Source organism: Citrobacter sp. wls613 (genome assembly GCF_005281195.1).
GTDB lineage: Bacteria > Pseudomonadota > Gammaproteobacteria > Enterobacterales > Enterobacteriaceae > Citrobacter > Citrobacter gillenii.
In genome coordinates, this window is sequence record NZ_SZXN01000055.1 from 101,512 (window position 1) to 127,096 (window position 25,585).

The window sequence follows — 25,585 nt, forward strand, 5'->3', positions numbered from 1 at the left end:
GCCTCACACTTTCCCACAGACGACTATTTCATCCATATCAGCGGCGCTATCCTGCAACGCAAAAACACGTTCACCAGACAATAATTCTCTCCATATCTTATTTATGGAGCGCAGTTGATGGAAACCAGTAAACTGTCGGTGAAAGAAAAAATCGGCTATGGTATGGGCGATGCCGGATGCAACATCATATTTGGCGCTATCATGCTGTTTGTTAACTATTTTTATACTGACATATTTGGCCTCGCCCCTGCATTGGTCGGCGTTTTATTACTCTCAGTTCGCGTTATTGATGCCGTAACTGACCCTATAATGGGCGCAATGGCCGATCGCACACGCAGTAAATATGGTCGGTTTCGTCCATGGCTTTTATGGATGGCTTTCCCCTACGCATTATTCAGCGTACTGATGTTTACCACCCCAGAGTGGACGTACAACAGCAAAGTTATCTATGCGTTTGTCACTTACTTCCTGCTGTCTATCACCTACACGGCGATCAATATTCCCTACTGCTCACTCGGCAGCGTCATCACCAACGACCCGAAAGAGCGTGTCGCCTGCCAATCTTATCGCTTTGTGCTGGTGGGCATTGCCACTCTGCTACTTTCTCTCACTCTGCTGCCGATGGCTGACTGGTTCGGTGGAGAAGACAAAGCGAAGGGCTATCAGATGGCGATGGCCGTGCTGGCCTTTATTGGCATGTGCATGTTCCTGTTTTGCTTTGCGACAGTACGCGAGCGCGTGCGTCCTGCCGTCCAGACCAACGACGATTTAAAAGCCGATCTGAAAGATGTCTGGAAGAACGATCAGTGGGTAAAAATCCTGTTGTTAACCCTGTGCAACGTCTGTCCGGGCTTTATTCGCATGGCTGCCACCATGTACTACGTCACCTGGGTTATGCAACAAAGCACGCACTTTGCCACCTTGTTTATTAGCCTCGGCGTTGTCGGCATGATGATCGGCAGTATCCTGGCGAAGGTGTTAACCGACCGCTGGTGCAAACTGAAAGTGTTCTTCTGGACCAATATCGTACTGGCGATTTTCTCTGGCGCGTTTTACTTCTTCGATCCAAAAGCCACCGTGATGATTATGGTGCTCTACTTCCTGCTCAACATCCTGCATCAGATCCCTTCTCCGCTGCACTGGTCGTTGATGGCCGATGTCGATGACTACGGCGAGTGGAAGACCGGAAAACGCATCACCGGTATCAGCTTCTCCGGCAACCTGTTCTTCCTGAAACTGGGTCTGGCGATTGCCGGGGCGATGGTCGGATTCCTGCTCTCCTGGTACGGTTACGACGCAGGTGCTAAAGCACAAAGCGAGTCCGCCATTAACGGTATCATGCTGCTGTTCACCCTTATTCCGGGCGTGGGCTATCTGATTACTGCTGGCGTAGTTCGTCTGCTGAAAGTTGACCGCGAGTTTATGCAGCAAATCCAGTCAGATCTGGAAAAGCGTCGCGCCAACTACCGTGAATTGAATGAGTATCACGACATTAAATCTCCTGAAAATGCAAGGAAAGCCTGATGAATCAGTGGCCTAACCCCTTTATCGAACAGCGTGCCGATCCGTTTATTCTCCGTGACGGCAGCCACTATTATTTCATTGCTTCGGTACCGGAATACGATCGTCTGGAGATCCGGCGGGCTGACTCCCTGGAAGGACTACGCACCGCCGCTGCGGTGGTTGTCTGGCGCAAACCAGACAGCGGCCCGATGAGCGAACTTATCTGGGCACCGGAGATCCATCATATTGCTGGCAAGTGGTACATCTATTTTGCCGCTACGCACACTCAGGCACTCGACAAGCTGGGAATGTTCCAGCACCGCATGTTCGCCCTCGAGTGTGCAGATGCCGACCCGCTAACCGGCACCTGGACAGAGAAAGGCCAGATTAAAACGCAGTTTGATACCTTCGCCCTGGACGCCACCACTTTTAACCACCAGGGAAAGCAGTGGTATCTGTGGGCGCAAAAATCCCCCGATATTGCCGGGAATTCCAATATTTATCTCGCGGACCTGGAAAATCCGTGGACGATTAAAGGCGAGCCGGTAATGCTCAGTCATCCAGAGTACGACTGGGAGTGCCGTGGCTTTTGGGTCAACGAAGGCCCTGCCGTGATGGTGCACGGCGACAAACTGTTCATCAGCTATTCCGCCAGCGCCACCGACGAAAACTACTGCATGGGGTTACTGTGGATTGATCTCAGTGCCGATCCACTGAACCCGGATAACTGGCACAAATCTCCGCGTCCTGTCTTTACCACCAGCTACGAGAATCGTCAGTTCGGACCGGGACATAATAGCTTTACGCAAACGCCGGAAGGGGAAGATGTGCTGGTGTACCATGCGAGGAACTACACCGAGATTGAGGGCGACCCGCTATACGATCCCAACCGCCATACACGTTTGAAACTCGTACGCTGGGACGAAAACGGCATGCCGGATTTTGGCATCCCACCTGCTGATACATTCTAAAACCATTGCCCGGTGGCGCTGCACTTACCGGGCCTACATATGGTGTAGGCCGGATAAGCGTTAGCGCCATCCGGCATAACGCTATACTAATGTCCCATAAATGGTCAGTAACGCAATAATCACCACCACCACAAACGATGTCTTTTTCGCCAGCGCCACGGCGGCTTTTGGTGTTTCGACTTTATCGGTGTGCGGTTCGCGCGCCAGCGAGAACTGCGCCAGACGTGTTAACACCTGATACTGCGAAGTATGCAAATCCGCCAGAGAAGCAAACCACGCAGGCAGCGCCTTCTCACCATGCCCCAACAGCGCATAAACCACACCCGCCAACCGCACGGGGATCCAGTCCAGCACATGCAGGATCGCATCAATTCCTGACTGCAAACGCTGATGCGGTGTCTGATAGCGTGCCAGCCAGGACTGCCATGCACGTAAAAAGGCATAACCGACCAGCGTCACCGGACCCCACGCGCCGCCGACAATCAGCCAGAACAGCGGTGCCAGATAAAAGCGAAAGTTATTCCACAACAGCGCATTTTGCAGCTCGCGTAAATACTCACGCTCATTGCACTCCGGCGGGACGCCATGGATCAGCGTTAACTCACTGGCCATCGCCTCACGGGCATGGGCATCATTGCGCAACGCCGCATTCAGGTACGCATGATAATGCAGACGCACCTTACCCGCGCCGATGCACAGCACGCCAATTAAGATCCACACCACCAGCAGCGGAACGTTAAACAGCAGCCCGTACAGCGCACGCAGCAGCAGGAATGTCACCCCCATCGCTATCATTGTCATGCCAAGGGTTCGGGCCATAGAAAAATGCTTAATCCGGCGAAAAAAGGCTTCCGTTCGGTGATCGAGCTGCCAGTGTTCACCCAGCTTAAACAAGCGCTCAACGATCAGCACCAGTAATGTTGTAAACAGCGTCATGTCATCTCCTTGTGTGACGAGGGGGTGACCAGAGCGCGAAACCTTTCCCAGTCAAAAGACGCGCCAGGATCGGTCTTACGCTCGGGCGCAATATTGCAATGCCCAGTTATGTTATTGGCAATCGCCGGATAACGCTGAATCAGGACATGCGTTACAGCCGCCAACTGCTGGTACTGCGCATCGGTATAGGCCAGCGTATCCGTCCCTTCCAGCTCAATACCGATCGAAAAATCATTACAACGCTCACGTCCCTGATAGTTCGACACGCCCGCATGCCAGGCACGTTTATCAAAAGGGACATACTGGACGATTTCACCATCGCGGCGAATCAGACAATGGGCCGAAACGCGCAAATGGGCGATTTCAGCAAAAAAAGGATGGGCGTTAGGATCAATTGTTCCCGTGAATAACGAGTCGATCCACGGACCACCAAATTCACCCGGCGGCAGGCTGATATTATGCACTACCAGCAAAGAAGGGTTTTCGTCATCCGGGCGGCAATCATAATGAGGAGAAGGAACGCGTCGCGCCTCCGCCAGCCAACCCTTATCTAACAACATGCAGAATCTCCTTATTGGTGGTGCTCATATCGGGTTCAGGGTAGCATGTTTCTCTCTTATGATTCGTTAGCTATTTGGAGTTTTATCATGCCGCCTCGCCGCTATAACCCTGACTCCCGACGTGACGCGCTGTTGGAACGCATCAACCTGGATATCCCTGCCGCTGTCGCTCAGGCGCTGCGTGAAGATTTAGGCGGCGACGTTGATGCCAGGAACGATATCACTGCACAACTTTTGCCAGAGGATATGCGCTCCCACGCCACCGTGATTACCCGCGAAGAGGGCGTTTTTTGTGGAAAACGTTGGGTGGAAGAGGTCTTTATTCAACTTGCTGGCGATGATGTAAAAATCAGCTGGCACGTTGAAGATGGCGACAGCATTAAAGCGAATCAGCCATTGTTTGAACTGGACGGTCCCTCCCGCGTATTGCTGACCGGCGAACGCACCGCCCTTAACTTTGTGCAGACGTTGTCCGGCGTCGCCAGTGAAGTACGCCGCTACGTCGACCTGCTGACAGGGACAAAGACGCAGCTGCTGGATACGCGTAAAACTCTGCCGGGGCTACGTACCGCGCTAAAATATGCCGTGCTGTGCGGCGGTGGCGCGAATCACCGTCTGGGACTTTCTGACGCTTTCCTGATTAAAGAAAATCACATTATTGCCTCTGGCTCGGTGCGTCAGGCCGTAGAGAAAGCCTTCTGGCTGCATCCGGACGTTCCTGTTGAAGTGGAAGTGGAAAGTCTGGATGAACTGGACGACGCGCTGAAAGCCGGGGCGGACATCATCATGCTCGACAATTTCGAGACCGACCAAATGCGCGAAGCGGTAAAACGGACCAACGGCCAGGCGCGTCTGGAGGTTTCAGGAAACGTCACCTATGAAACGCTGCGTGAATTTGCCGAAACCGGCGTGGATTTCATCTCCGTCGGTGCTCTGACCAAGCATGTGCGCGCGCTCGATCTCTCCATGCGTTTTCGTTAATTGCTCATGGTAATGCCCGATGGCGCTTCGCTTATCGGGCCTACAACCCCAGCCGGATAAAGCATTTACGCTGCCATCCGGCAGTTTCTTCACATTCCCTCGCAAACACGTTGTCTGCTTGTGTAATTTCGTAAAAACCCTCTGAACCTGCCTTCCCGTTCTATTTTTTGCCCCTCGCCTAAGTACCTTCCGGTTTGCCACAGTAGCGTCAGCTAACTCAAGGAGCGAACTATGGACAAGCAACGAGGCTTCACGCTTATCGAACTGATGGTGGTCATTGGCATCATTGCCATTCTCAGTGCCATCGGTATTCCGGCTTATCAGAACTATCTACGTAAGGCGGCACTGACCGACATGCTGCAAACCTTTGTCCCCTATCGTACTGCTGTCGAGCTCTGCGCGCTGGAGCATGGTGGTACGGATACCTGTGATGCCGGGGCCAATGGTATTCCCTCTCCTGCCACCACGCGCTATGTCTCCGGCATGAGCGTCGAAAAAGGCATCGTCAGCCTCACCGGGCAGGAAAGCCTCAACGGTCTGAGCGTCACCCTGACGCCCAACTGGGACAATGCCAACGGTATTACCGGCTGGAGCCGTAATTGCAACATCCAAAATGACGGTGCTTTGCAGCAGGCCTGTGAAGACGTTTTCCGTTTTGATGCCAACTAAGGAACAACGATGAATACCACGCAACTGACGGCACTATGCCAACGCTATCAAGGAATATTACTGGATGCAGACAATGACGTGGTTCACATCGCCGTCGTGGATGCGCCTTCCCACGAACTGCTGGATGCACTGCATTTTGCCACGACCAGACGCATCGACATCGTGTGCTGGACGCGCCAGCAAATGGAAGGTCACGCGCACAAACCGCGGCAAATGCTGCCAGCGGTCATCCCTGAAAGCAGCGCGACGGCAGCAGAATTACTTACACAGACGCTACAATCCGCGCTGGTAAAACGGGCATCTGATATTCACATTGAGCCCGCACAACATCACTATCGGATACGGCTACGCGTAGATGGCGTGCTGCACACGTTACCGGAGGTGTTGACGGAGAGGGGTATTGCGCTCACCGCAAGGTTAAAAGTGCTGGCCAGTCTGGACATTGCCGAGCACCGACTACCGCAGGATGGGCAATTTACCGTTGAGATTTCAGGTGCCCCCATCTCATTTCGCATTGCGACACTCCCCTGTCGCTACGGAGAAAAAGTGGTGTTACGCCTGCTGCATCAGGTTGAGCAGGCGTTGGAAATTAACGCGCTGGGTATGCAGGACGCGCAGATGGTCGCCTTTGCGCAAGCCTTACAGCAGCCTCAAGGGTTGATTCTGGTCACCGGTCCGACCGGAAGTGGCAAAACGGTCACGCTTTACAGCGCGCTACAAACCCGAAATACCCCGGAGGTGAATCTGTGTAGTGTAGAAGATCCGGTAGAGATCCCGATTGACGGGGTAAACCAGACGCAAATTCACCCGCGCGCAGGCCTGACGTTTCAGGGTGTATTACGTGCACTGCTGCGCCAGGATCCCGACATTATTATGGTGGGTGAAATCCGCGACGGTGAAACAGCAGAGATCGCCCTTAAAGCCGCGCAAACCGGTCATCTGGTTCTTTCAACGCTGCATACTAACTCCACCAGTGAAACACTGGTACGCCTGCAGCAAATGGGCGTCGCCCGATGGATGATCGCCTCCGCGCTGACGCTGGTTATCGCCCAGCGATTAGTCAGAAAACTGTGCCCCCATTGTCGGCAGCGCCTTGATGTCCCGGTCACGCTGCCAGCATCGCTCTGGCCCACGCAGCTTCCGCGCTGGCAGGCTCCAGGCTGCGAACACTGCTATCAGGGATTTTATGGCCGCACGGCGCTGTTTGAAGTTCTGCCCATCACACCCACAGTACGCCAGCTCATCGCTAACGGTACCACTGCTGACATAGTGGAATCCGGCGCCCATCAGGCGGGAATGAATTCACTTTTCGAGAACGGATGTCAGGCGGTTGAAAGAGGGTTAACGACGTTTGAAGAGATCATCCGTGTACTGGGCATGCCTCATGCCCGTTAAGCAACTCTGGCGATGGCAAGGCATAAACGCTCAGGGTCAGCCCGCAGAAGGTGCGCTATGGTCGGACGATCGCCCCTCGCTGGTCTATGCGCTGCAACAACTGCACATTACGCCAATTCGTATTAAGAGTATGCGTGTTAAAACCTCGCACTGGCGTAGAGAACAAAGCACGGAAGTCATACACCAGTTAGCCACATTACTGAAAGCAGGGTTGACGCTTTGCGACGGATTAACACTGCTTGCCGACCAGCATCCCAGCAATCAGTGGCAGGCACTACTGCGCTCGCTGGCTTACGACATGGAACAAGGTATGTCACTGTCCGCCTCGCTGTCGCGTTGGCAACACGTTTTTCCGCCACTTTACCAGGCGATGATCCGCACCGGAGAGCTTACCGGAAAACTGGACGTCTGCTGTTTTGAACTGGCCCGCCAGCAGACACAACAGCAGCAGCTGACCGATAAAGTTAAAAAAGCACTGCGTTACCCAGTCATCATTCTCACCATGGCGGTAATGGTCGTCATCGCGATGCTGCACTTTGTACTACCTGAATTTGCCGCCATCTATCGTACGTTCAACACCCCGCTACCGGCGTTAACGCAGGAGATTATGACCCTTGCCCATTACAGCAGTCGATGGGGATGGATGATCGGATTACTGGGCCTGGTGCTGGGGGTGACATATAGCCTGATACAGCAAAAACCGTCCTGGCTTATTCTGCGTCAGCGTTTTTTGCTTCGCTGTCCGGTTATGGGACCGCTGGTCAGGGGCCAAAAACTCACGCAGATCTTCACCGTTCTGGCGTTGACGCAAAACGCGGGAATTCCCTTTCTACAAGGTCTGGAGAGCGTAGCGGAAACCCTCGCCTGCCCTTTCTGGTCACAACGATTAGCGCAGGTACACCGAGACATCAGTGCCGGAAAACCGGTCTGGCAAGGGCTGAAAAATGCTGGAGAATTTAGTCCACTGTGTTTACAGCTGGTGAGAACCGGTGAAGCTTCCGGCTCGCTGGATGCAATGCTGCATAATTTGGCCCGGCATCATAGCGAAAACACAATGTCTCAGGCCGAGAATCTGGCTGCGCTGCTTGAGCCTGCATTGCTTGTGATTACGGGATTAATTATCGGCACGCTGGTAGTGGCGATGTATTTACCGATTTTTCATCTGGGAGATGCGATGAGCGGAATGGGGTAAATTCAGATGCCGGATGGCGGCGTAAACGCCTTATCCGGCCTACGAAAATAATGAACGTAGGCCTGATAAGCTGAGCGCCATCAGGCATTTTACAGCGTGCTATGTGTTCTTACAGGCTATTGAAAATACGGTTTTCTTGTTCCTGCACACGAATAAAGGTTGTACGTTTGGTCAACTCTTTCAGACGAGACGCGCCGACGTAAGTGCAGGCAGAACGCAGGCCGCCGAGGATATCACGGGCGGTATTCTCAACCGGACCGCGCAGTGGCAGCTTAACGGTTTTACCTTCTGCTGCACGGTACTGGGCAACACCACCCACGTGACGCGTCATGGCGGACTCAGAGCTCATACCGTAGAACAGCATAAATTTCTCACCGTTCTCTTCCACCACTTTACCGCCGCTTTCTTCGTGACCGGCCAGCATACCGCCCAGCATGACGAAGTCTGCACCGCCGCCAAACGCTTTTGCCACGTCACCCGGCATCGTGCAACCGCCATCGCTGACAATCATACCGCCCAGACCGTGTGCAGCATCCGCACATTCGATAACCGCTGACAGCTGAGGATAGCCCACGCCGGTTTTTACTCGTGTGGTACAAACAGAACCTGGACCAATGCCGACTTTGACGATATCCGCGCCAGAAAGCACCAGCTCTTCACACATTTCACCGGTCACCACATTACCGGCACAGATTGTTTTCGTCGGCCATGCTTCGCGTGCTTTCGACACAAACTGAACGAAATGCTCTGAGTAGCCATTTGCCACATCAATGCAAATGAAGTTCAGCGCAGGATTCAGCGCCAGAATTTGTTTGGTTTTTTCGAAATCGGTGTCAGATGTCCCAGTCGAAACCATCACGTGTTTGATGACATCAGCAGATGCATTCGCAACGAAAGCAGACCAGTCTTCTACGGAATAGTGTTTATGTACAGCAGTCAGAATGTCGAAAGAGGCAAGCGCGGTTGCCATGGCAAACGTTCCGACAGTGTCCATATTTGCGGCGATGATTGGCACGCCGGACCATTTCTGACCTGAATGTTTAAAGGTAAATTGACGTTCCAGCTCAACATCGGAACGGCTTTTGAGAGTAGAACGCTTAGGGCGGATAAGAACGTCTTTGAAACCTAACTTCAGATCTTCTTCGATACGCATGTGCGGATTCCTGGGGTTAATGGCGAAAAATCGAAACTCACAACTCCAGTGACGCTATCATACGCACTAATCAATACCGCGCAAGACTGCGAAATTCTCTTTTTTTACGCTACAATCCCATAAATTTACCTGGCGCAGAGTAGGTCAATCCTGCAGCAGCCTCGCCTTCGCATGCTTAACTTTTAACTGTTTGATAATCAAACTTAAACTCCAGGATCCGGATCTATGAGGTATACGGTAGCCTTAACTGGCGGTATTGGCAGTGGTAAAAGTACCGTTGCCAATGCGTTCGCTGACCTCGGAATAAACGTGATTGACGCCGATATTATTGCGCGTCAAGTTGTTGAGCCTGGTACGCCTGCCCTTAACGCGATTGCTGAACATTTTGGCAGTGAACTCATCGCCGCAGATGGCACGTTGCAACGGCGAATTTTACGCGAACGTATTTTTTCCGATCCTGATGAAAAATCCTGGCTGAACGCCCTGCTCCATCCACTGATTCAACAGGAAACTCAGCGCCAGTTTCAGCAAGCGACATCTCCTTATCTGTTATGGGTTGTCCCCCTGCTGGTTGAAAACTCACTGTACAAAAAGGCCAATCGCGTACTCGTGGTGGATGTTACTCCCGAGACCCAGCTCAGACGAACCATGCAGCGTGATGATGTGACACGCGAACATGTTGAACAAATTTTGGCAGCCCAGGCAACACGTGAAGCTCGTCTTGCCGTGGCTGACGATGTTATTGATAATAATGGCGCACCGGATGCCATCACCTCGGATGTCGCCCGCCTGCACGCGCGCTATTTGCACTGCGCGTCGCAGTTTGTCTCACAGGAAAAACCGTAATGCACACCCAGGTCCTTTTTGAACACCCTCTCAATGAGAAGATGCGTACATGGCTGCGCATTGAGTTTCTGACCCAGCAACTCTCCGTTAACTTACCCATTGCCGATTATGCAGGCGCACTGCATTTTTTTAGAAATATTGGGGATTTATTGGATGTATTTGAACGCGGCGAAGTCCGTACCGAACTCCTCAAGGAACTGGAACGACAACAGCGTAAACTTCAGGCCTGGGTTGAAGTTCCCGGCGTCGATCAAAGCAGAATAGATGCCCTGCGCCAGCAGTTAAAAAGCGCAGGCAGCGTTTTGATTTCAGCACCGCGTATTGGACAAACGCTACGTGAAGATCGCCTGATTGGTCTTGTACGCCAGCGTTTAAGTATTCCTGGTGGATGCTGCAGTTTTGATTTGCCAACTCTGCATATCTGGCTGCATCTGCCTCAGTCGCAGCGAGATGTGCAGGTTGAAAATTGGCTTGCCAGCCTGAATCCACTGACTCAGGCGCTGACGCTGGTTCTGGATCTAATCCGTAATTCGGCACCGTTCCGTAAACAAACTAGCCTGAACGGTTTTTACCAGGATAACGGTGACGATGCGGATTTGCTACGTTTGCATCTGCCGCTTGATTCACAGCTCTACCCGCAGATATCCGGTCATAAGAGCCGTTTTGCCATTCGTTTTATGCCGCTGGATAGCGAAAATGGCCAGGTACCAGAACGCCTCGATTTTGACCTGGCATGCTGTTAAGGAGTAAACATGTCTGAACAAACCATCGTCAACTGCCCAACCTGTGGTAAACCCGTCGTCTGGGGAGACGCGAGTCCGTTTCGCCCATTTTGCTGTAAACGCTGTCAGTTAATCGATTTGGGCGAATGGGCCGCAGAAGAGAAGCGTATTCCCAGCTCCGGCGACTTATCAGAAAGCGATGACTGGAGTGAAGAGCAGAAGTAATTCTGCTAAAGCGTAGGCCGGATAAGGCAACGCCGCATCCGGCATTTTTATGTCATTCTGCCGGATGACGCTGCGCTTATCAGGCCTACGAATACCGTTCATTATCCCGCAATCAGCTTGTTAATCACCGGTTCATTGGCCGGCGGAAAATCCTCTGCATTCAGTGCAGACTGCGCAACCCACTGCGCCGGTTGCCCCTCTTTACCCCATGGCTCACCTTCCCAGCTGTCGACCAGCCAGAACCACAGCGTGATGTGTCGGTCCGGGAACGCGTACTCCAGCTTTTCGAACAGCGTACTATGAACGGGTGTAATCCCGACTTCTTCCTGTAGCTCTCGAATCAGCGCCTGCTCAGGGGTTTCGCCTGCTTCAATTTTGCCACCGGGGAATTCCAGCTTATTCGCCATGTGGGCATCCGCGGCACGCTGAGTAATAAAAATCTCTTTTTGCTGATTACGAATAATCCCAACGGCAATTTGCAGTATTTTCATTTTGTTTATCCATAAAAAAGGCGCAGAATTCTGCGCCTTTTCAGTGAGTTATTTGCTTAGCTCAATCGACCATGGCACTGCTTGAATTTTTTACCGGAACCGCAAGGGCACGGATCGTTACGACCGACTTTACGATCGCCGGTCTGCGCAGCAAGTTCTTCTGCTACAGCAGATTCATCATCTTTGTGGCTCAGTTGCTGCATCTGCGCTAAACGCTCAGCATCTTCGCGACGCTGCTGCTCCATTGCTTCGACTTCTTCAGGCATACGCACCTGAACTTTGCTCAGAGTACTGATCACTTCATATTTCAGCGACTCCAGCATCGATGCAAACATAGAGAAGGATTCACGCTTGTATTCCTGCTTCGGATCTTTCTGCGCATAACCACGCAGGTGAATACCCTGACGCAGGTAGTCCATTGCTGCCAGGTGCTCTTTCCACAGGGAATCGAGGGTTTGCAGCATCACGCCTTTTTCGAAGTGGCGCATCATTTCTGCGCCCACAACCTCTTCTTTACGCTGATACACTTCAATGGCGTTAGCCAGAATACGTTCACGCAGCGTCTCTTCATGCAGCTCAGGTTCTTTATCCAGCCACTCTGAAATCGGCATCTCGAGGTCGAAATCGTTTTTCAAACGTTCTTGCAGGCCCGGAATATCCCACATTTCTTCCAGCGACTGAGGCGGAATATAGGCATCAATAGTGACTTTGAAGACGTCTTCACGGATGCTGTTAATCGTTTCGCTAACGTCAGTCACATCCAGCAGTTCGTTACGCTGGGTGTAGATGGCGCGACGCTGATCGTTGGCAACGTCATCGTATTCCAGCAGCTGTTTACGAATATCGAAGTTGCGGCTTTCTACTTTACGCTGCGCGTTGGCGATGGCTTTGGTTACCCACGGGTGCTCGATCGCTTCGCCCGGCTTCATACCCAGTTTACGCATCATTCCTGACACACGGTCAGAGGCAAAAATACGCATCAACGCATCTTCCATCGACAGGTAGAAACGAGAAGAACCCGCATCCCCCTGACGGCCAGAACGACCACGCAGCTGGTTATCGATACGACGAGATTCGTGACGTTCGGTACCAATGATGTGTAAACCACCGGAGGCTAATACCGCGTCGTGACGCACCTGCCAGTCGGCTTTAATCTGCGCGATTTGCTCTTCGGTCGGGTTCTCCAGCTCGGCAACTTCTGCCTGCCAGCTCCCGCCCAGCACGATATCCGTACCACGACCCGCCATGTTGGTGGCGATGGTCACGGCTGACGGATAACCCGCCTGTGCAACGATCGCCGCTTCGTTGGCGTGGAACTTGGCATTCAGCACGTTGTGCTTAATACCGGCTTTGGTTAGCTCGTTAGAAACCACTTCAGATTTTTCGATGGAGATAGTCCCCACCAGCACCGGCTGACCGTTAGCGGTACGCTCTTTAATATCTTCAATAATAGCCTGAATTTTTTCCGCTTCAGTCATGTACACCAGATCCGGTAAATCCTTACGGATCATCGGACGGTTGGTCGGCACGACAACGGTATCCAGTTTGTAGATAGAGCTGAACTCAAACGCTTCGGTATCCGCTGTACCGGTCATACCGGCCAGTTTTTCGTACAAACGGAAGTAGTTCTGGAAGGTAATGGATGCCAGCGTCTGGTTTTCATTCTGGATATCCACGCCTTCTTTCGCTTCAACGGCCTGGTGCAGACCATCTGACCAGCGACGGCCCTGCATGGTACGTCCGGTGTGTTCGTCGACAATGATAACTTCGCCGTCTTTCACAATGTAATCAACATCGCGAGTAAACAGGACGTGCGCGCGCAGCGCGGCGGTTACGTGATGCATCAGCATAATGTTGCCCGGAGAGTACAGTGACTCGCCTTCATCCATGATGCCTTCATTCACCAGCAGTTCTTCGATCAGTACCAGACCTCGTTCGGTCAGGTTCACCTGACGCGCCTTCTCATCGACAGAGAAGTGGCCTTCGCCCTGGAAGGTGTCAGAATCGTCTTTCTCCTGACGCACCAGATGCGGGATGATTTTGTTCACTTTTTTATACATTTCCGAGCTGTCTTCAGCCGGGCCGGAAATAATCAGCGGCGTACGCGCTTCATCGATCAGGATGGAGTCAACTTCATCCACCAGCGCATAGTGCAGTTTACGTTGAACGCGCTCTTCCGGGCTAAACGCCATGTTGTCGCGCAGGTAGTCAAAACCGTATTCGTTGTTGGTACCGTAGGTGATATCGGCGGCATAGGCTTCACGCTTAGCAGGCGCGGGCAGGCCAGACATGTTGATCCCTACGGTCATACCGAGGAACTCGAACAGTGGGCGGTTATTCTCGGCATCACGCTGTGCCAGATAGTCGTTGACGGTCACCACGTGTACGCCTTTACCGCTTAACGCGTTCAGGTATGCCGGCAGCGTCGCGGTCAGCGTTTTACCTTCACCGGTACGCATCTCAGCGATGCAGCGCTCGTTGAGCACCATACCGCCCAGCAGCTGCACGTCGAAGTGGCGCATACCAAATACGCGTTTACTCGCTTCACGTACCACCGCGAATGCTTCAGGGATCAGGCTCTCAACGGTCGCGCCTTTTTCCAGACGCGCGCGGAACTCAGCGGTCTTCGCTTTCAGTTCATCATCGGAGAGTTTTTCCATCTCCGGTTCCATGGCATTGATGACGTTGACCACTTTGCGCATACGACGCAGTGTACGTTCGTTACGACTACCGAATACTTTCGTTAATAATTTGATTAGCATAATAAAATCTCAAACGCCCCGCAGCGCGGAGTCAAAAATTATAGTTGGAAGGTTCTTTTTTTAGCTGAGGCGTTGAGGACCGGCGCGGATCCCCTGCAGCTGGCTTATCCAGACAGGAACGCTAAACGCGGCTTGAGAAGTAAAATGGGCATACGTCACGCGACTTACGGTCGCCGGCGGGTTGCCTTCCTGCGTCAGCATCGCGCTGAGCGTATTCAGTAAAGCAAGATGATGCGCCTGATTCGGCAATGGATCTTCGGCAACGGGTAACGCCTGAGGAGCCATGGCAAAAGAAAGGTGGCGGATAACCGTACGAATAGCATGCTGATGCCAGTAATCGACGGTAAAATTCGGGCGACGATTGCTCGCCTCCAGCAACGCCAATTGGCTAAAGTTGACCTTAGCTGATTGATCGTGATTACGGGTGGTCGCCTTGGCGGGGGTATTCGGTTCAGCGGCATTACCGATCGCGGGCAGGCCAAAACTCGCCGCGACCATCCCCAATAAGAGATGCGGCCAGAAGTACCGTCTGCCTAACTGTCGCCAGCGCGTCAGTATTCCACTCACGTTTTTGCCACCTGATATACCCTGCATTTGGGGTTATAAATTCAAAACGATTTTTGCGCACGGATCTTATCATTAAAGCGACCGCTCCACAGCAGTAATGACAACCCGCCATGGGAAAATATGCTCAACAAAGCAGCGATCGCACACTATTTTAACGTTACGGCAGGGAAAAGTTTGCGTTGAGAAAGGCTACGTTAGTGAGTATATAAAAAAACGACTGGCTTACCTGGCCGGAGAGAGTACCAGATTTACCAGTCGAATTTTGCGACAACGGGTGTCGTTACGCCAGTACGGTCGAAGGTGCTTTGAACGCCAGCGGCAGTTCTGCATCGTCCTGGAAGGTCACAAATTCCCAAGCTTCCTGTTTTGCCAGGACAGCCTGCAACAATTTATTATTCAATGCATGACCGGATTTATACGCGGTGAATGCACCAATAATGTTGTGACCACACATGAACAAGTCACCAATCGCGTCGAGCATTTTGTGACGAACGAATTCATCTTCAAAACGCAGGCCGTCTTCGTTCAATACGCGATAATCGTCAACAACGATGGCACAATCGAAGCTACCGCCCAAGCACAGGCCACGGGACTGCAGATATTCGATATCACGCATGAAGCCGAAAGTACGCGCACGGCTAATCTGGCGCATAAACGCATCCGCAGAGAAGTTCATCGCATAGCGCTGGGTGCTGGAATCAATCGCCGGATGGTTAAAGTCGATGGTAAAGTCCAACGAGAAACCATTGTACGGTTTGAATTCAGCCCACTTGTCGCCATCTTCGACACGAACGGTCTCTTTGATGCGTACAAATTTTTTGGCGCAGTTCAGTTCTTCAATACCTGCGTCAAGCAGCAGGTAAACGAACGGAGCAGCACTGCCATCCATGATCGGGATTTCCGGGGCATTAACCTCAATAACGATGTTATCGATGCCTAAGCCCGCCAGAGCAGCGTTGAGGTGCTCAACGGTTGAAATCCGTACATCATGCTCATTGACCAGACACGTACAGAGCATGGTATCACGCACAGATTTGGCATCGGCCGGGAAATCTACCGGAGGATTCAAGTCGGTGCGACGATAGATGACCCCGGTGTTGGCCGGCGCAGGGCGTAATGTCAGGGTGACTTTTTTGCCGGTATGCAAACCGACGCCAGTCGCCTGAACGATACGTTTAAGAGTCCTTTGTTTGATCATCGTATAATCTCGCCAAATTACCTATCCAACCGAAGTGTACTATACATTCGGTGGGCCAGTTTAGCACAAAGAGGCACAATTCCCAAATTCCAGCTAATTCTTAATCAGCTTGCTTACGCAGGAATGCGGGGATATCCAGATAATCCGGCTCTTTGGTGGTCTGCGGCGTATTGTCGTTGACCACTTTTGCTACCGGTTTCTGCTCTTGCGTCAACGGCGCCATACCGTGCTGCTGGTAACGATCCATTACCGGCTGCTGTACCTGCTTGTTGGTCACCAGAGTGATTTCCGGACGCTTGTCCATACCAATTCCAGTGGCCACCACGGTGACGCGCAGTTCGTCGTTCATATCCGGGTCCAGAGAGGTACCGATAACCACGGTCGCGTTATCCGAAGCAAATGCACGGATGGTGTTGCCGACGGTTTCGAACTCATCCAGACGCAGGTCGAAGCCCGCAGTGATGTTGACCAGCACGCCGCGTGCGCCAGACAGATCGATGTCTTCCAGCAGCGGAGAAGAGATCGCCATTTCAGCGGCTTCTTCTGCACGGTCTTCACCGCTCGCCACGCCAGAGCCCATCATCGCGTAGCCCATTTCGGACATCACGGTGCGTACGTCTGCAAAGTCAACGTTCATCAGACCCGGACGGGTGATCAGCTCAGCGATACCCTGAACCGCGCCTTTCAGCACGTCGTTCGCTGCGCCAAACGCGTCCAGCAGTGAAATACCGCGACCCAATACTTTCAGCAGTTTGTCGTTCGGGATAGTGATCAGAGAGTCCACATGTTTGGACAGCTCGGTGATACCCTGCTCCGCGAATGCCATACGCTTCTTGCCTTCAAAGTTGAAAGGCTTAGTCACGACAGCAACGGTCAGAATACCTAAATCTTTTGCTACTTCAGCAACCACTGGCGCTGCACCGGTACCGGTACCGCCACCCATGCCTGCTGCGATGAACACCATGTCTGCGCCGTCAAGCGCTGCACGCAGAGCCTCACGATCTTCATCAGCCGCATTGCGACCGACTTCCGGGTTTGCACCCGCGCCCAGACCTTTGGTAATACCGCTACCAATCTGAATGGTCTGTCCAACCGCAGTCTTACGCAACGCCTGAGCGTCGGTATTCACCGCGAAGAATTCAACACCTTCGATGCGCTCGCGCACCATGTGTTCAACGGCATTACCGCCGCCGCCACCGACGCCGATGACTTTAATCACCGCGTCGTTGGTTAGTTCCATAGGTTCAAACATAGTTTCTCTCTCCGTTTTACACTTCATCCTTCAAGCCGCCTCTTTGTTGGCTGCCTTCACTCACTCCCGTCACATAGTAAACTATGCTCCAGGTGATTAGCTCAGTTGCCGCCGCGATGCAACTTGAATGATGTTGTGTATGTGCCTGTCGCCTGAGACCGTAATTGTTGCCGGTCTCATAAAAATTAAAACTCTTTTCGCAGCCAACTGTTGAGTCGTTTGATCCACGATCCAACCGATGCTGTTACACGTTTTTCAACTTCAGCCTCACCACTCAAATGGGATTCTTTCCCGTAGTGAAGCAACCCCACTGCCGTTGAATAATACGGCTCTTGGGCATAATCTGTCAGACCGGTAATGTTCAGCGGTGCACCAATTCGCACCTGCGTGTGGAACACGCGTTGAGCGCAGGCCGCAAGGCCTTCAATTTGTGCCGCACCACCGGTTAATACAATCCCCGCCGCCAGATGATGTTTCACACCCTGCTGGCGAAGCTGTTCCTGTAATTGCAAAATCTCTTCGTTGACCAGGTTGAGCAGCTCGGTATAACGCGGCTCAATCACCTCTGCCAGGGTCTGACGCTGCAGACTGCGCGGCGGACGACCGCCCACGCTTGGCACCTCAACGCTTTCATCTTTACCGACGATAGATCCCAGCGCGCAGCCATGGCGCACTTTGATGGCTTCGGCATCGCTCGGCGGCGTACCAAAGGCATACGCGATATCGCTGGTTACCACATTCCCTGCGTAAGGGATCACTTTGGTGTGGCGCAACGCGCCGCCAGTATAAACGGCGATATCCATTGTACCACCACCAATATCGACTACGCAGACACCCAGCTCACGTTCGTCTTCCGTCAAGACAGAATAACTGGCTGCCAACCCGGCAAATATGAGTTGGTCAACTTTCAGGCCACAACGTTCAACAGCTTTAACAATATTCTTCGCCATGTCGTTGTGGCAGGTAATCAGATGCACTTTAGCCTGCATGCGTACGCCGGAAAGCCCTACCGGATTTTTAATGCCTTCCTGGTAGTCAATGGCGTATTCCTGCGGAATGACATGCAGAACACGATGCTCATCGCGTACGCGTACGGATTTCGCCGTATGCACCACGTTCTCTACGTCTTCCTGTGTCACTTCCTCTTCGGAAATGGGCACCATACCAATTTCATTCTGACAGCTAATATGTTTACCAGAAAGCGCCAGATACACCGAGGAAATCTGGCAATCCGCCATCAGTTCAGCCTGGTCAATGGCGCGCTGTACGCATTTCACCACTGACTCAAGGTCATTCACCCCGCCTTTATCCATACCTCGCGATGGGCAACTGCCCACGCCAATGATATTGACCATACCGTCGGGCAGAACTTCCCCTACTAAAGCGGCTACCTTCGCGGTGCCTATCTCCAGTCCAACTACCAGTTTTCTGTCCGTCGCCTTGATCATTGTTGTTCTGCCTGTGCCTGATTCTGTTGCTGATTAGATTCCTCAGGAGGCAAGGGAACCCAGCCTACTGCCGCTCCTGAGTCATAACGCAAATCAACGTAGCTAATCCTTTTGCCATCGGTTTGCGCCTGCTGCTGTAAAACCGGGTAGAGTTCCACAAAGCGAGCCAAACGTTTTATCGTATCGCCCCTGCCCAGATTCAGCTTAATATCGTTATTCAGCGTCAACTGCCAGGAACGACGCGCGGTCATTGCCGCTTCCTTCAGGGTGAATCTGTCCTTAGCCAGCACCTGCCCCATATCGCGGAACCCTTGCAGCACTTCACTTGCGCTACCTTCCGGGCCATACAACATCGGTAATACCTGCTTGTTGGAGCGACCCGTCGGTATGCTGAACGTATTTCCGTCTGCATCGACCATATGCTGATCATTCCAACGCGCTATTGGCACATATTCAACCAGATGAATCTTCAATTCATCAGGCCATTGCTTCCTGACGCTCGCCTGTTTAATCCATGGCAGGCGTTCAATCTGGCTCTGGATGATGTTGACATCCTGAGTCATAAAGGTTCCTGGTGCGCCCAGCGCCAGGATGGACTGACGAATATCATCGTTGCGCGTGTAGTGACGCTCGCCGGTCAAAACTAGTTTTGACAACGGCAAACGCTGCGCATCTTCCATCCATCCCAACACTACCCAGCCGCTGACAAACACGGTGCACAGCACTGTCAGCAGGAAAATAATTCCTGCAAGACGCGTTCCATTGTTGCGGCGTGAGGAGAGAGCTTCTTCTTCATCATCACCGTTTCGCGTGTTCAGCGCAGCCTGCGACATATCAGTCCGCCAACTCCAAAATTCGTACCACCAACTGCGAGAAGCTCAGGCCCGCCTGACGTGCCGCCATCGGCACCAGGCTGTGGCTGGTCATACCCGGAGAGGTATTCGCTTCCAGCAGATAAAACTGGTCATCACTGTCCAGCATGACGTCAATGCGACCCCACCCCTTACAGCCCAGCGCGGTCCATGCTTTCAGGACTAACGCCTGTAAAGCAGCCTCTTGTTCAACTTCCAGACCAGCAGGGCAGAAATATTGTGTCTCATCAGACAGATACTTCGCCTCATAATCATAGAAGGTTCCGGCCGGTTGGATACGTATTGACGGTAAAATTTCTTCGCCAAGTATTGCAACGGTAAATTCCGGGCCACTCAGCCATTTTTCAATCAGTACTTCTTCATCATGCTGAAAAGCCAATGCTAATGCAGCCTGCAAAGCATTTTCTTCTTCAACTTTTGACATCCCAACGCTGGAGCCTTCGCGGCTTGGCTTCACAATCAGCGGCAAGCCTAACGCAGAAATCTGCGTAACCACTTCATCGCTAAGCCCTTTTTCAAACTCAGCGCGGGTCAACGCCACCCATGGTGCAACGGGTAACCCTGCCCCCTGCCACAGCAGCTTGCTGCGCAGTTTATCCATTGAGATAGCGGAAGCCATCACACCACTACCGGTATAGGGCAAGCCTATCAACTCCAGCATGCCCTGCAAGGTACCATCTTCCCCACCACGGCCGTGCAGCGCAATAAACACCTTCTGAAAACCCATTGATTTCAGAAGCGTGACATCGACCTCTTTCGGGTCAACCGGGTGCGCATCCACGCCGCCTTCGCGTAAACCGGCCAGCACCGCTGCGCCTGAATTCAACGACACTTCTCGTTCTGCAGAGGTTCCGCCCAACAGGACCGCGATTTTATCAGCCATGTTGCTCTTCCTCCGGGTTTTGCGGCTTCAGTTTGATTTCAGCTAAGGAACGCGCGATTTTGCCGATATTTCCAGCGCCCTGCACCAAAATCAGATCGTTACCCGTTAACACCGATGCCAGCATTTCAGCCACCTGTGCCGGATCGGACACCAGGATCGGGTCAACCTTGCCGCGGCCACGAATGGTACGGCACAGCGAACGGCTGTCAGCCCCCGGGATCGGCGTTTCACCTGCGGCATACACGTCCAGCATCAACAGCGCGTCAACCTGTGTCAGGACGTTAGCAAAGTCATCGTACAGATCGCGGGTACGCGTATAGCGGTGCGGCTGGAACAACATCACCAGATTTTTGTCCGGCCAGCCCGCACGTGCGGCTTTGATCGTGGCATCCACTTCCGTCGGGTGATGCCCGTAGTCATCCACCAACATTGCGCTACCGGCTTTACCGTTGACGGGCTCCAGCGGGAATTCACCAAGGAAGTCAAAACGACGCCCAGTACCCTGGAAACTTTCCAGCGCGCGCAGAATAGCGTCGTCTTCAATACCCTCTTCGGTCGCTACCGCAACCGCGGCTGCCGCGTTCAGCGCATTGTGACGGCCTGGCGCATTTAACGTAACGCGCAGATCGGCCATCCCCTGACGCAACAGCGTAAAGTGACCCTGCGGGCCAATCTGCTGGTAATCTTCTATGCGTACGTCAGCATCATCGCTGAAACCATAGGTTGTGGTCTGACGACCGACGCGCGGTAGCAATTCACGGATCACCGGATCGTCAACGCACATCACTGCACGACCATAAAACGGCAGGTTATGCAGGAAATTAATAAACGTCTGCTTTAAATTTTCGAAGTCGCCCTGGTAGGTATCCATGTGGTCAGCTTCGATATTGGTGACAATCGCCACCATCGGCTGCAAATGCAGGAACGACGCATCGCTCTCATCCGCTTCCGCAATTAAATAACGGCTATGGCCTAAGCGCGCATGTACGCCCGCCGCCTTCACCAGCCCACCGTTGACAAACGTCGGATCCAGCCCTGCTTCTGCGTAAATGCTGGAGACCATCGCGGTGGTTGTGGTTTTACCGTGCGTCCCGGCAATGGCGATACCATGACGAAAACGCATTAACTCAGCCAGCATCTCTGCGCGACGAATCACCGGAATACGCGCTTCATGCGCCGCCACAATTTCCGGGTTATCCGCAGAAATGGCGCTGGACACCACCACCACGCTCGCATCACGCACGTTTTCCGGGCGATGGTTGAAGAAAATCGTCGCGCCCAGATTACTCAGCTGTTGCGTGACCGGATTCGGCGCTAAGTCAGAACCGCTGATCTGATACCCTTCATTGGCCAAAACTTCGGCAATACCACCCATACCAGCACCACCGATGCCGACAAAGTGAATGTGCCGAACGCGACGCATTTCGGGCACGATGGAACGCAGTTTTGCCAATTGTTGTGTATTCATTCTTTAGCCATTAACTTCTCAGTTCATGCGATGCAAAAGGCATCGCCACAATTACGCCCGGGCAGCCCGGCTCACTGCATTTGCAACCCATTCGGTGGAATTCGGTATGGATGCATTGCGAGCACGTTCTGCCATGGTTAATAAGGTTTCTCGCGACCACCCTTCAAGGGTGCTGGCGACGGCATCCACAGTAAACTGCGGCTGCTCTAAAATTTTGGCGGCGCCCGCTTTTTCCAGCGGCAACGCATTCCAGTACTGCTGTCGGTCTTTATGCTGGAACGGCACAAAAATCGCTGGCAGGCCCGCTGCTGCGATCTCGCTCACCGTTAGCGCGCCTGAGCGACAAACCACCACATCTGCCCACGCATAGGCGGCGGCCATATCATCAATAAATTCGGTGACCTTATGCTGCGGCTGTCCGGCATCAACATAGGCCTGTTCCACGGTCTGCTGTGCGCCTTTACCGCTCTGATGCCAGATAGTCACCGCGTCGCCAAGCTTTGCAGCAACCTGCGGCAGCGTTTGGTTCAGCACGCGCGCGCCCTGAGACCCCCCGACCACCAGCACGCGAACCGGACCTTCACGTCCAGCCAGGCGTTCTTCAGGTAATGGCAGCGCCAGCACATCGGTACGTACCGGGTTGCCCACCACTTCCGCATCCGGGAAGGCGCCGGGAAACGCCTGCATCACCGTCGTGGCAATCTTTGACAGCCATTTATTGGTTAAGCCTGCGATGCCGTTCTGCTCGTGCAGCACGACCGGAATGCCTAACGACCAGGCCGCCAGACCACCGGGGCCCGAGACATAACCGCCCATCCCCAGCACCACGTCAGGTTTAAACTGCTTCATGATGGCGCGAGCCTGGCGCCAGGCGTTAAAAATACGCACGGGTGCGGCCAGCAGTGCGTTGAGGCCCTTGCCACGCAAACCGGAGATACGAATAAAATCAATGTCAATGCCATGCTTCGGCACTAAGTCCGCTTCCATACGATCGGCGGTGCCCAGCCAACGAACCTGCCAACCCTGGGCCATTAAATGGTGCGCAACCGCCAGTCCCGGGAACACATGCCCACCGGTACCGCCTGCCATCACCATTAACCGCTTCGGTTGACCACTCATCGTGCACCTCGTGTAAACGCCTGTGCTTTTTCCAGACGCGTTTCATAATCAATACGTAACAAAAACATGATGGCCGTCGACATGATCAACAGACTTGAACCACCATAACTAATCAGCGGCAGCGTCAGACCTTTCGTGGGCAGCATACCTGCCGCAGCCCCAACGTTAACCAGCGCCTGAAAACTAAACCAAACCCCAATCGAGCAGGCTAAAAAGCCTGAAAAACGGTGGTCAATTTCCAGCGCTTTACGGCCAATCGACATCGCGCGAAAAGCGACGAAGAATACCATTAAAAGTGCCAGTACCACACCGATATAACCCAGTTCTTCCCCAATAATGGCGAAGATAAAGTCAGTGTGCGCTTCCGGCAAATACTCCAGTTTTTGTACCGAATTCCCCAACCCCTGCCCCCAAATCTCACCACGACCAAAGGCCATCAGGGATTGCGTCAGCTGGTAGCCGCTACCAAACGGATCCTCCCAGGGGTTCCAGAAAGAGGTTACGCGGCGGATACGATACGGTTCGGCGAGGATCAGCAGCACCACCGCCGAGATCCCCATGCCGATGATGGCGATGAACTGCCACAATTTTGCACCAGCCAGAAACAGCATCGCCAGCGTGGTAACAAACAGCACCACCACCGTACCGAGGTCAGGCTGCGCCAGCAGTAGCACCGCCAGCACCAGGATTACGCCCATCGGTTTTAAGAAGCCGCGCAGGTTGTTACGCACCTCATCCACCTTACGTACCAGGTAGTTGGCGAGATAACAGAACAGCGACAGCTTGGTAAATTCCGCCGGCTGAATACGCAGCGGGCCCAGTGCAATCCAACGCGATGCCCCGTTAACCGAGCTGCCTACCACCAGTACGATCAGCAACATGATGATCGAGGCGATCAACATGGTGGTGCTGTACTTTTGCCAGAATTCCATCGGCAGACGTAGCGTGACCATCGCCAGACAGAACGCCAGGAAGATATACAGCGCATCACGTTTGGCGAACAGGAAAGGATCGCCCGCCAGACGTTGCCCAACGGGCATTGACGCCGATGTCACCATCACAAAACCAATCGCTGCCAGACCAAACGTCAGCCACAGCAACATGCGGTCATACATGATCAGGCTGTCCGCGTCTTTATCACGCGACGCCATCACCCAGCCTTTAAGCGCCGCGAAGATCCACGCCAGGACACCCCATCCCGGTATGCGCGGCATTCTCAGACGAGGGAGAGATAAACGCATCAACCCAACTCCTTCGCCAGGCGGGTAAAGACATCGCCACGCTGCTCAAAGTTTTTAAACTGGTCGAGGCTGGCGCAGGCCGGCGACAGCAACACCATATCGCCCGGTTTAACGCGCGGCGCGAGCAGACGCATCGCCTGCTCCATGGTTTCAGTTTGCTCGGCAACGTCTGGTCGCAGAGCGGCAAGCTGCGCCCCATCGCGACCAAAACAGTACAGACGAATACGATCGCCAACCAGATAACGACTGAGCGGAGAAAAATCAGCGGATTTCCCGTCCCCGCCCAGCAGCAGATGCAGCGTGCCGTCAACGTGCAGGCCATTCAGCGCCGCTTCAGTACTGCCGACGTTGGTGGCTTTAGAATCGTTAATCCAGCGTACGCCGTTATGTTCCAGCACAACCTGAAAACGATGCGCCAGTCCGGTAAAGGTGGTTAGCGCTTTCAGGCTGGATGCCCGCGGCAGGCCCGCAGCATCCGCCAGCGCCAGCGCTGCCAGAGCGTTGGTATAGTTATGCTGACCGGAAAGCGTCATCTCTTTCACGTTCAGCACTTTTTCGCCCTTCACGCGCAGCCAAGTTTCGCCCTGCTGACGATTCAGGTGATAGTCACCCATATTGATGCCAAAGCTCACGCAGCGTTCATCAGCCCCGCGAACCGGCATCGTCAGCGCATCATCGGCGTTAACCACGCACACTTTCGCGTTCTCATAGACGCGCAGTTTCGCTGCACGGTACTGCTGTAACCCAAACGGGTAGCGATCCATATGATCTTCAGTCACGTTCAGAATAGTGGCCGCCACAGCCTGCAGGCTGGAGGTGGTTTCCAGCTGGAAGCTGGAGAGCTCCAGAACGTACAGCTCGCGTTCAGCATCCAGCAGCATCAGCGCAGGCAAACCAATATTACCGCCGACGCCGACATTCACCCCGGCCGCTTTCGCCATTTCACCGACCAGCGTGGTGACGGTGCTTTTACCGTTAGAACCGGTAATCGCCACGATCGGCGCCTGCGCTTCGCGACAGAACAGCTCAATGTCACCCACAATTTCAATACCAGCATCAGCGGCCGCACTCAGCGCTGGATGCGCCAGGGCAATACCTGGGCTGGCGACGATGAGATCGGCGGCCAGCAGC

Annotated in this window: 24 protein-coding genes; 9 read left to right on the forward strand and 15 right to left on the reverse strand. The window is 53.4% G+C overall.

Going from position 1 to position 25,585, the window contains the following annotated elements; translation table 11 throughout:
• Positions 1–117: 117 nt before the first annotated feature.
• Together FDX01_RS09940 and FDX01_RS09945 are read left to right on the forward strand one after the other, a co-directional pair.
• Positions 118–1,524, forward strand: coding sequence for an MFS transporter (locus FDX01_RS09940; protein WP_115259443.1), 1,407 nt, complete (start codon positions 118–120; stop codon positions 1,522–1,524).
• Positions 1,524–2,474: a family 43 glycosylhydrolase gene (locus tag FDX01_RS09945; protein WP_137399707.1), complete on the forward strand. Its 951-nt coding sequence runs from the start codon at positions 1,524–1,526 to the stop codon at positions 2,472–2,474. Before FDX01_RS09940 ends, FDX01_RS09945 begins: the two co-directional genes overlap by 1 nt.
• Before the next feature lie 81 nt (positions 2,475–2,555).
• On the opposite strand, the gene ampE is transcribed toward FDX01_RS09945, so the two are convergent.
• Positions 2,556–3,410, reverse strand: coding sequence for a beta-lactamase regulator AmpE (ampE, locus tag FDX01_RS09950; RefSeq protein ID WP_096758287.1), 855 nt, complete (start codon positions 3,408–3,410; stop codon positions 2,556–2,558).
• A complete protein-coding gene (gene ampD / locus FDX01_RS09955) occupies positions 3,407–3,970 on the reverse strand; it encodes a 1,6-anhydro-N-acetylmuramyl-L-alanine amidase AmpD (protein ID WP_137399708.1) in 564 nt (187 codons plus the stop codon). The genes ampE and ampD overlap by 4 nt, the downstream gene beginning before the upstream one ends.
• A gap of 87 nt (positions 3,971–4,057) precedes the next feature.
• Between ampD and nadC the strand changes: the two genes are divergently transcribed.
• The 4 genes from nadC to hofC all read left to right on the forward strand — a co-directional run bounded on the left by nadC (position 4,058) and on the right by hofC (position 8,207).
• Positions 4,058–4,951: a carboxylating nicotinate-nucleotide diphosphorylase gene (nadC, locus tag FDX01_RS09960; protein WP_115259996.1), complete on the forward strand. Its 894-nt coding sequence runs from the start codon at positions 4,058–4,060 to the stop codon at positions 4,949–4,951.
• A 231-nt stretch (positions 4,952–5,182) separates the two neighbouring features.
• The gene (gene ppdD / locus FDX01_RS09965; protein WP_137399709.1) at positions 5,183–5,620 is read left to right on the forward strand and encodes a prepilin peptidase-dependent pilin; all 438 of its coding nucleotides are present in this window, start codon (positions 5,183–5,185) and stop codon (positions 5,618–5,620) included.
• A gap of 9 nt (positions 5,621–5,629) precedes the next feature.
• Positions 5,630–7,015, forward strand: a complete 1,386-nt coding sequence (gspE, locus tag FDX01_RS09970) for a type II secretion system protein GspE (protein WP_137399710.1) — start codon at positions 5,630–5,632, stop codon at positions 7,013–7,015.
• Positions 7,005–8,207 (forward strand): protein transport protein HofC, encoded by a 1,203-nt coding sequence (hofC, locus tag FDX01_RS09975; protein ID WP_137399711.1) that lies wholly within the window; start codon positions 7,005–7,007, stop codon positions 8,205–8,207. Before gspE ends, hofC begins: the two co-directional genes overlap by 11 nt.
• Positions 8,208–8,316: 109 nt before the next feature.
• Here the strand turns inward: hofC and FDX01_RS09980 are convergent, their stop codons facing one another.
• Positions 8,317–9,360, reverse strand: a complete 1,044-nt coding sequence (locus tag FDX01_RS09980) for a GMP reductase (RefSeq protein WP_115259449.1) — start codon at positions 9,358–9,360, stop codon at positions 8,317–8,319.
• 225 nt (positions 9,361–9,585) lie between these two features.
• Here FDX01_RS09980 and coaE point away from each other — a divergent pair, with 225 nt between their 5' ends.
• Genes coaE through yacG form a run of 3 tightly spaced genes read left to right on the forward strand, consistent with a single transcriptional unit; the run spans position 9,586 to position 11,153 of the window.
• A complete protein-coding gene (coaE, locus tag FDX01_RS09985) occupies positions 9,586–10,206 on the forward strand; it encodes a dephospho-CoA kinase (protein ID WP_135912586.1) in 621 nt (206 codons plus the stop codon).
• Entirely contained in the window at positions 10,206–10,949 is a 744-nt protein-coding gene (gene zapD / locus FDX01_RS09990) for a cell division protein ZapD (RefSeq protein ID WP_115259451.1), read from the forward strand. The genes coaE and zapD overlap by 1 nt, the downstream gene beginning before the upstream one ends.
• Positions 10,950–10,958: 9 nt before the next feature.
• The gene (gene yacG, locus FDX01_RS09995; protein ID WP_137362004.1) at positions 10,959–11,153 is read left to right on the forward strand and encodes a DNA gyrase inhibitor YacG; all 195 of its coding nucleotides are present in this window, start codon (positions 10,959–10,961) and stop codon (positions 11,151–11,153) included.
• A 101-nt stretch (positions 11,154–11,254) separates the two neighbouring features.
• Here yacG and mutT read toward each other — a convergent pair whose 3' ends face one another.
• The 12 genes from mutT to murD all read right to left on the reverse strand — a co-directional run.
• Positions 11,255–11,644, reverse strand: coding sequence for an 8-oxo-dGTP diphosphatase MutT (gene mutT, locus FDX01_RS10000; protein WP_115259453.1), 390 nt, complete (start codon positions 11,642–11,644; stop codon positions 11,255–11,257).
• 56 nt (positions 11,645–11,700) lie between these two features.
• Positions 11,701–14,406: a preprotein translocase subunit SecA gene (gene secA / locus FDX01_RS10005; RefSeq protein WP_137399712.1), complete on the reverse strand. Its 2,706-nt coding sequence runs from the start codon at positions 14,404–14,406 to the stop codon at positions 11,701–11,703.
• 60 nt (positions 14,407–14,466) lie between these two features.
• Positions 14,467–14,973 (reverse strand): secA translation cis-regulator SecM, encoded by a 507-nt coding sequence (gene secM, locus FDX01_RS10010; RefSeq protein ID WP_115259455.1) that lies wholly within the window; start codon positions 14,971–14,973, stop codon positions 14,467–14,469.
• A 280-nt stretch (positions 14,974–15,253) separates the two neighbouring features.
• Entirely contained in the window at positions 15,254–16,171 is a 918-nt protein-coding gene (lpxC, locus tag FDX01_RS10015; protein WP_045439825.1) for a UDP-3-O-acyl-N-acetylglucosamine deacetylase, read from the reverse strand.
• A 100-nt stretch (positions 16,172–16,271) separates the two neighbouring features.
• The gene (gene ftsZ / locus FDX01_RS10020; protein WP_003018753.1) at positions 16,272–17,423 is read right to left on the reverse strand and encodes a cell division protein FtsZ; all 1,152 of its coding nucleotides are present in this window, start codon (positions 17,421–17,423) and stop codon (positions 16,272–16,274) included.
• A gap of 185 nt (positions 17,424–17,608) precedes the next feature.
• Positions 17,609–18,871, reverse strand: a complete 1,263-nt coding sequence (gene ftsA / locus FDX01_RS10025) for a cell division protein FtsA (protein ID WP_003018755.1) — start codon at positions 18,869–18,871, stop codon at positions 17,609–17,611.
• Positions 18,868–19,704 carry a cell division protein FtsQ gene (gene ftsQ / locus FDX01_RS10030; protein WP_096758299.1) on the reverse strand — a complete coding sequence of 279 codons (837 nt, stop codon included), beginning with the start codon at positions 19,702–19,704 and terminating at the stop codon, positions 18,868–18,870. The genes ftsA and ftsQ overlap by 4 nt, the downstream gene beginning before the upstream one ends.
• Position 19,705: 1 nt before the next feature.
• Positions 19,706–20,626 carry a D-alanine--D-alanine ligase gene (locus FDX01_RS10035; protein ID WP_117342314.1) on the reverse strand — a complete coding sequence of 307 codons (921 nt, stop codon included), beginning with the start codon at positions 20,624–20,626 and terminating at the stop codon, positions 19,706–19,708.
• Entirely contained in the window at positions 20,619–22,094 is a 1,476-nt protein-coding gene (gene murC / locus FDX01_RS10040) for a UDP-N-acetylmuramate--L-alanine ligase (protein ID WP_115259457.1), read from the reverse strand. The genes FDX01_RS10035 and murC overlap by 8 nt, the downstream gene beginning before the upstream one ends.
• 51 nt (positions 22,095–22,145) lie before the next feature.
• Positions 22,146–23,213 (reverse strand): undecaprenyldiphospho-muramoylpentapeptide beta-N-acetylglucosaminyltransferase, encoded by a 1,068-nt coding sequence (gene murG / locus FDX01_RS10045; protein WP_115259458.1) that lies wholly within the window; start codon positions 23,211–23,213, stop codon positions 22,146–22,148.
• Positions 23,210–24,454, reverse strand: a complete 1,245-nt coding sequence (gene ftsW / locus FDX01_RS10050; protein ID WP_135912587.1) for a cell division protein FtsW — start codon at positions 24,452–24,454, stop codon at positions 23,210–23,212. Before ftsW ends, murG begins: the two co-directional genes overlap by 4 nt.
• Positions 24,454–25,585, reverse strand: a 1,132-nt coding sequence (gene murD, locus FDX01_RS10055) for a UDP-N-acetylmuramoyl-L-alanine--D-glutamate ligase (protein ID WP_249359248.1), incomplete at its 5' end; no start/stop codon positions are given. The genes murD and ftsW, both read right to left, overlap by 1 nt.

Excerpts from the sequence above, each read along its gene's own strand:
- FDX01_RS09940 (WP_115259443.1), top strand. The coding sequence starts at position 118 with ATGGAAACCAGTAAACTGTCGGTGAAAGAAAAAATCGGCTATGGTATG.
- FDX01_RS09945 (WP_137399707.1), top strand. The coding sequence starts at position 1,524 with ATGAATCAGTGGCCTAACCCCTTTATCGAACAGCGTGCCGATCCGTTT.
- ampE (WP_096758287.1), bottom strand. The coding sequence starts at position 3,410 with ATGACGCTGTTTACAACATTACTGGTGCTGATCGTTGAGCGCTTGTTT.
- ampD (WP_137399708.1), bottom strand. The coding sequence starts at position 3,970 with ATGTTGTTAGATAAGGGTTGGCTGGCGGAGGCGCGACGCGTTCCTTCT.
- nadC (WP_115259996.1), top strand. The coding sequence starts at position 4,058 with ATGCCGCCTCGCCGCTATAACCCTGACTCCCGACGTGACGCGCTGTTG.
- ppdD (WP_137399709.1), top strand. The coding sequence starts at position 5,183 with ATGGACAAGCAACGAGGCTTCACGCTTATCGAACTGATGGTGGTCATT.
- gspE (WP_137399710.1), top strand. The coding sequence starts at position 5,630 with ATGAATACCACGCAACTGACGGCACTATGCCAACGCTATCAAGGAATA.
- hofC (WP_137399711.1), top strand. The coding sequence starts at position 7,005 with ATGCCCGTTAAGCAACTCTGGCGATGGCAAGGCATAAACGCTCAGGGT.
- FDX01_RS09980 (WP_115259449.1), bottom strand. The coding sequence starts at position 9,360 with ATGCGTATCGAAGAAGATCTGAAGTTAGGTTTCAAAGACGTTCTTATC.
- coaE (WP_135912586.1), top strand. The coding sequence starts at position 9,586 with ATGAGGTATACGGTAGCCTTAACTGGCGGTATTGGCAGTGGTAAAAGT.
- zapD (WP_115259451.1), top strand. The coding sequence starts at position 10,206 with ATGCACACCCAGGTCCTTTTTGAACACCCTCTCAATGAGAAGATGCGT.
- yacG (WP_137362004.1), top strand. The coding sequence starts at position 10,959 with ATGTCTGAACAAACCATCGTCAACTGCCCAACCTGTGGTAAACCCGTC.
- mutT (WP_115259453.1), bottom strand. The coding sequence starts at position 11,644 with ATGAAAATACTGCAAATTGCCGTTGGGATTATTCGTAATCAGCAAAAA.
- secA (WP_137399712.1), bottom strand. The coding sequence starts at position 14,406 with ATGCTAATCAAATTATTAACGAAAGTATTCGGTAGTCGTAACGAACGT.
- lpxC (WP_045439825.1), bottom strand. The coding sequence starts at position 16,171 with ATGATCAAACAAAGGACTCTTAAACGTATCGTTCAGGCGACTGGCGTC.
- ftsZ (WP_003018753.1), bottom strand. The coding sequence starts at position 17,423 with ATGTTTGAACCTATGGAACTAACCAACGACGCGGTGATTAAAGTCATC.
- ftsA (WP_003018755.1), bottom strand. The coding sequence starts at position 18,871 with ATGATCAAGGCGACGGACAGAAAACTGGTAGTTGGACTGGAGATAGGC.
- ftsQ (WP_096758299.1), bottom strand. The coding sequence starts at position 19,704 with ATGTCGCAGGCTGCGCTGAACACGCGAAACGGTGATGATGAAGAAGAA.
- FDX01_RS10035 (WP_117342314.1), bottom strand. The coding sequence starts at position 20,626 with ATGGCTGATAAAATCGCGGTCCTGTTGGGCGGAACCTCTGCAGAACGA.
- murC (WP_115259457.1), bottom strand. The coding sequence starts at position 22,094 with ATGAATACACAACAATTGGCAAAACTGCGTTCCATCGTGCCCGAAATG.
- murG (WP_115259458.1), bottom strand. The coding sequence starts at position 23,213 with ATGAGTGGTCAACCGAAGCGGTTAATGGTGATGGCAGGCGGTACCGGT.
- ftsW (WP_135912587.1), bottom strand. The coding sequence starts at position 24,454 with ATGCGTTTATCTCTCCCTCGTCTGAGAATGCCGCGCATACCGGGATGG.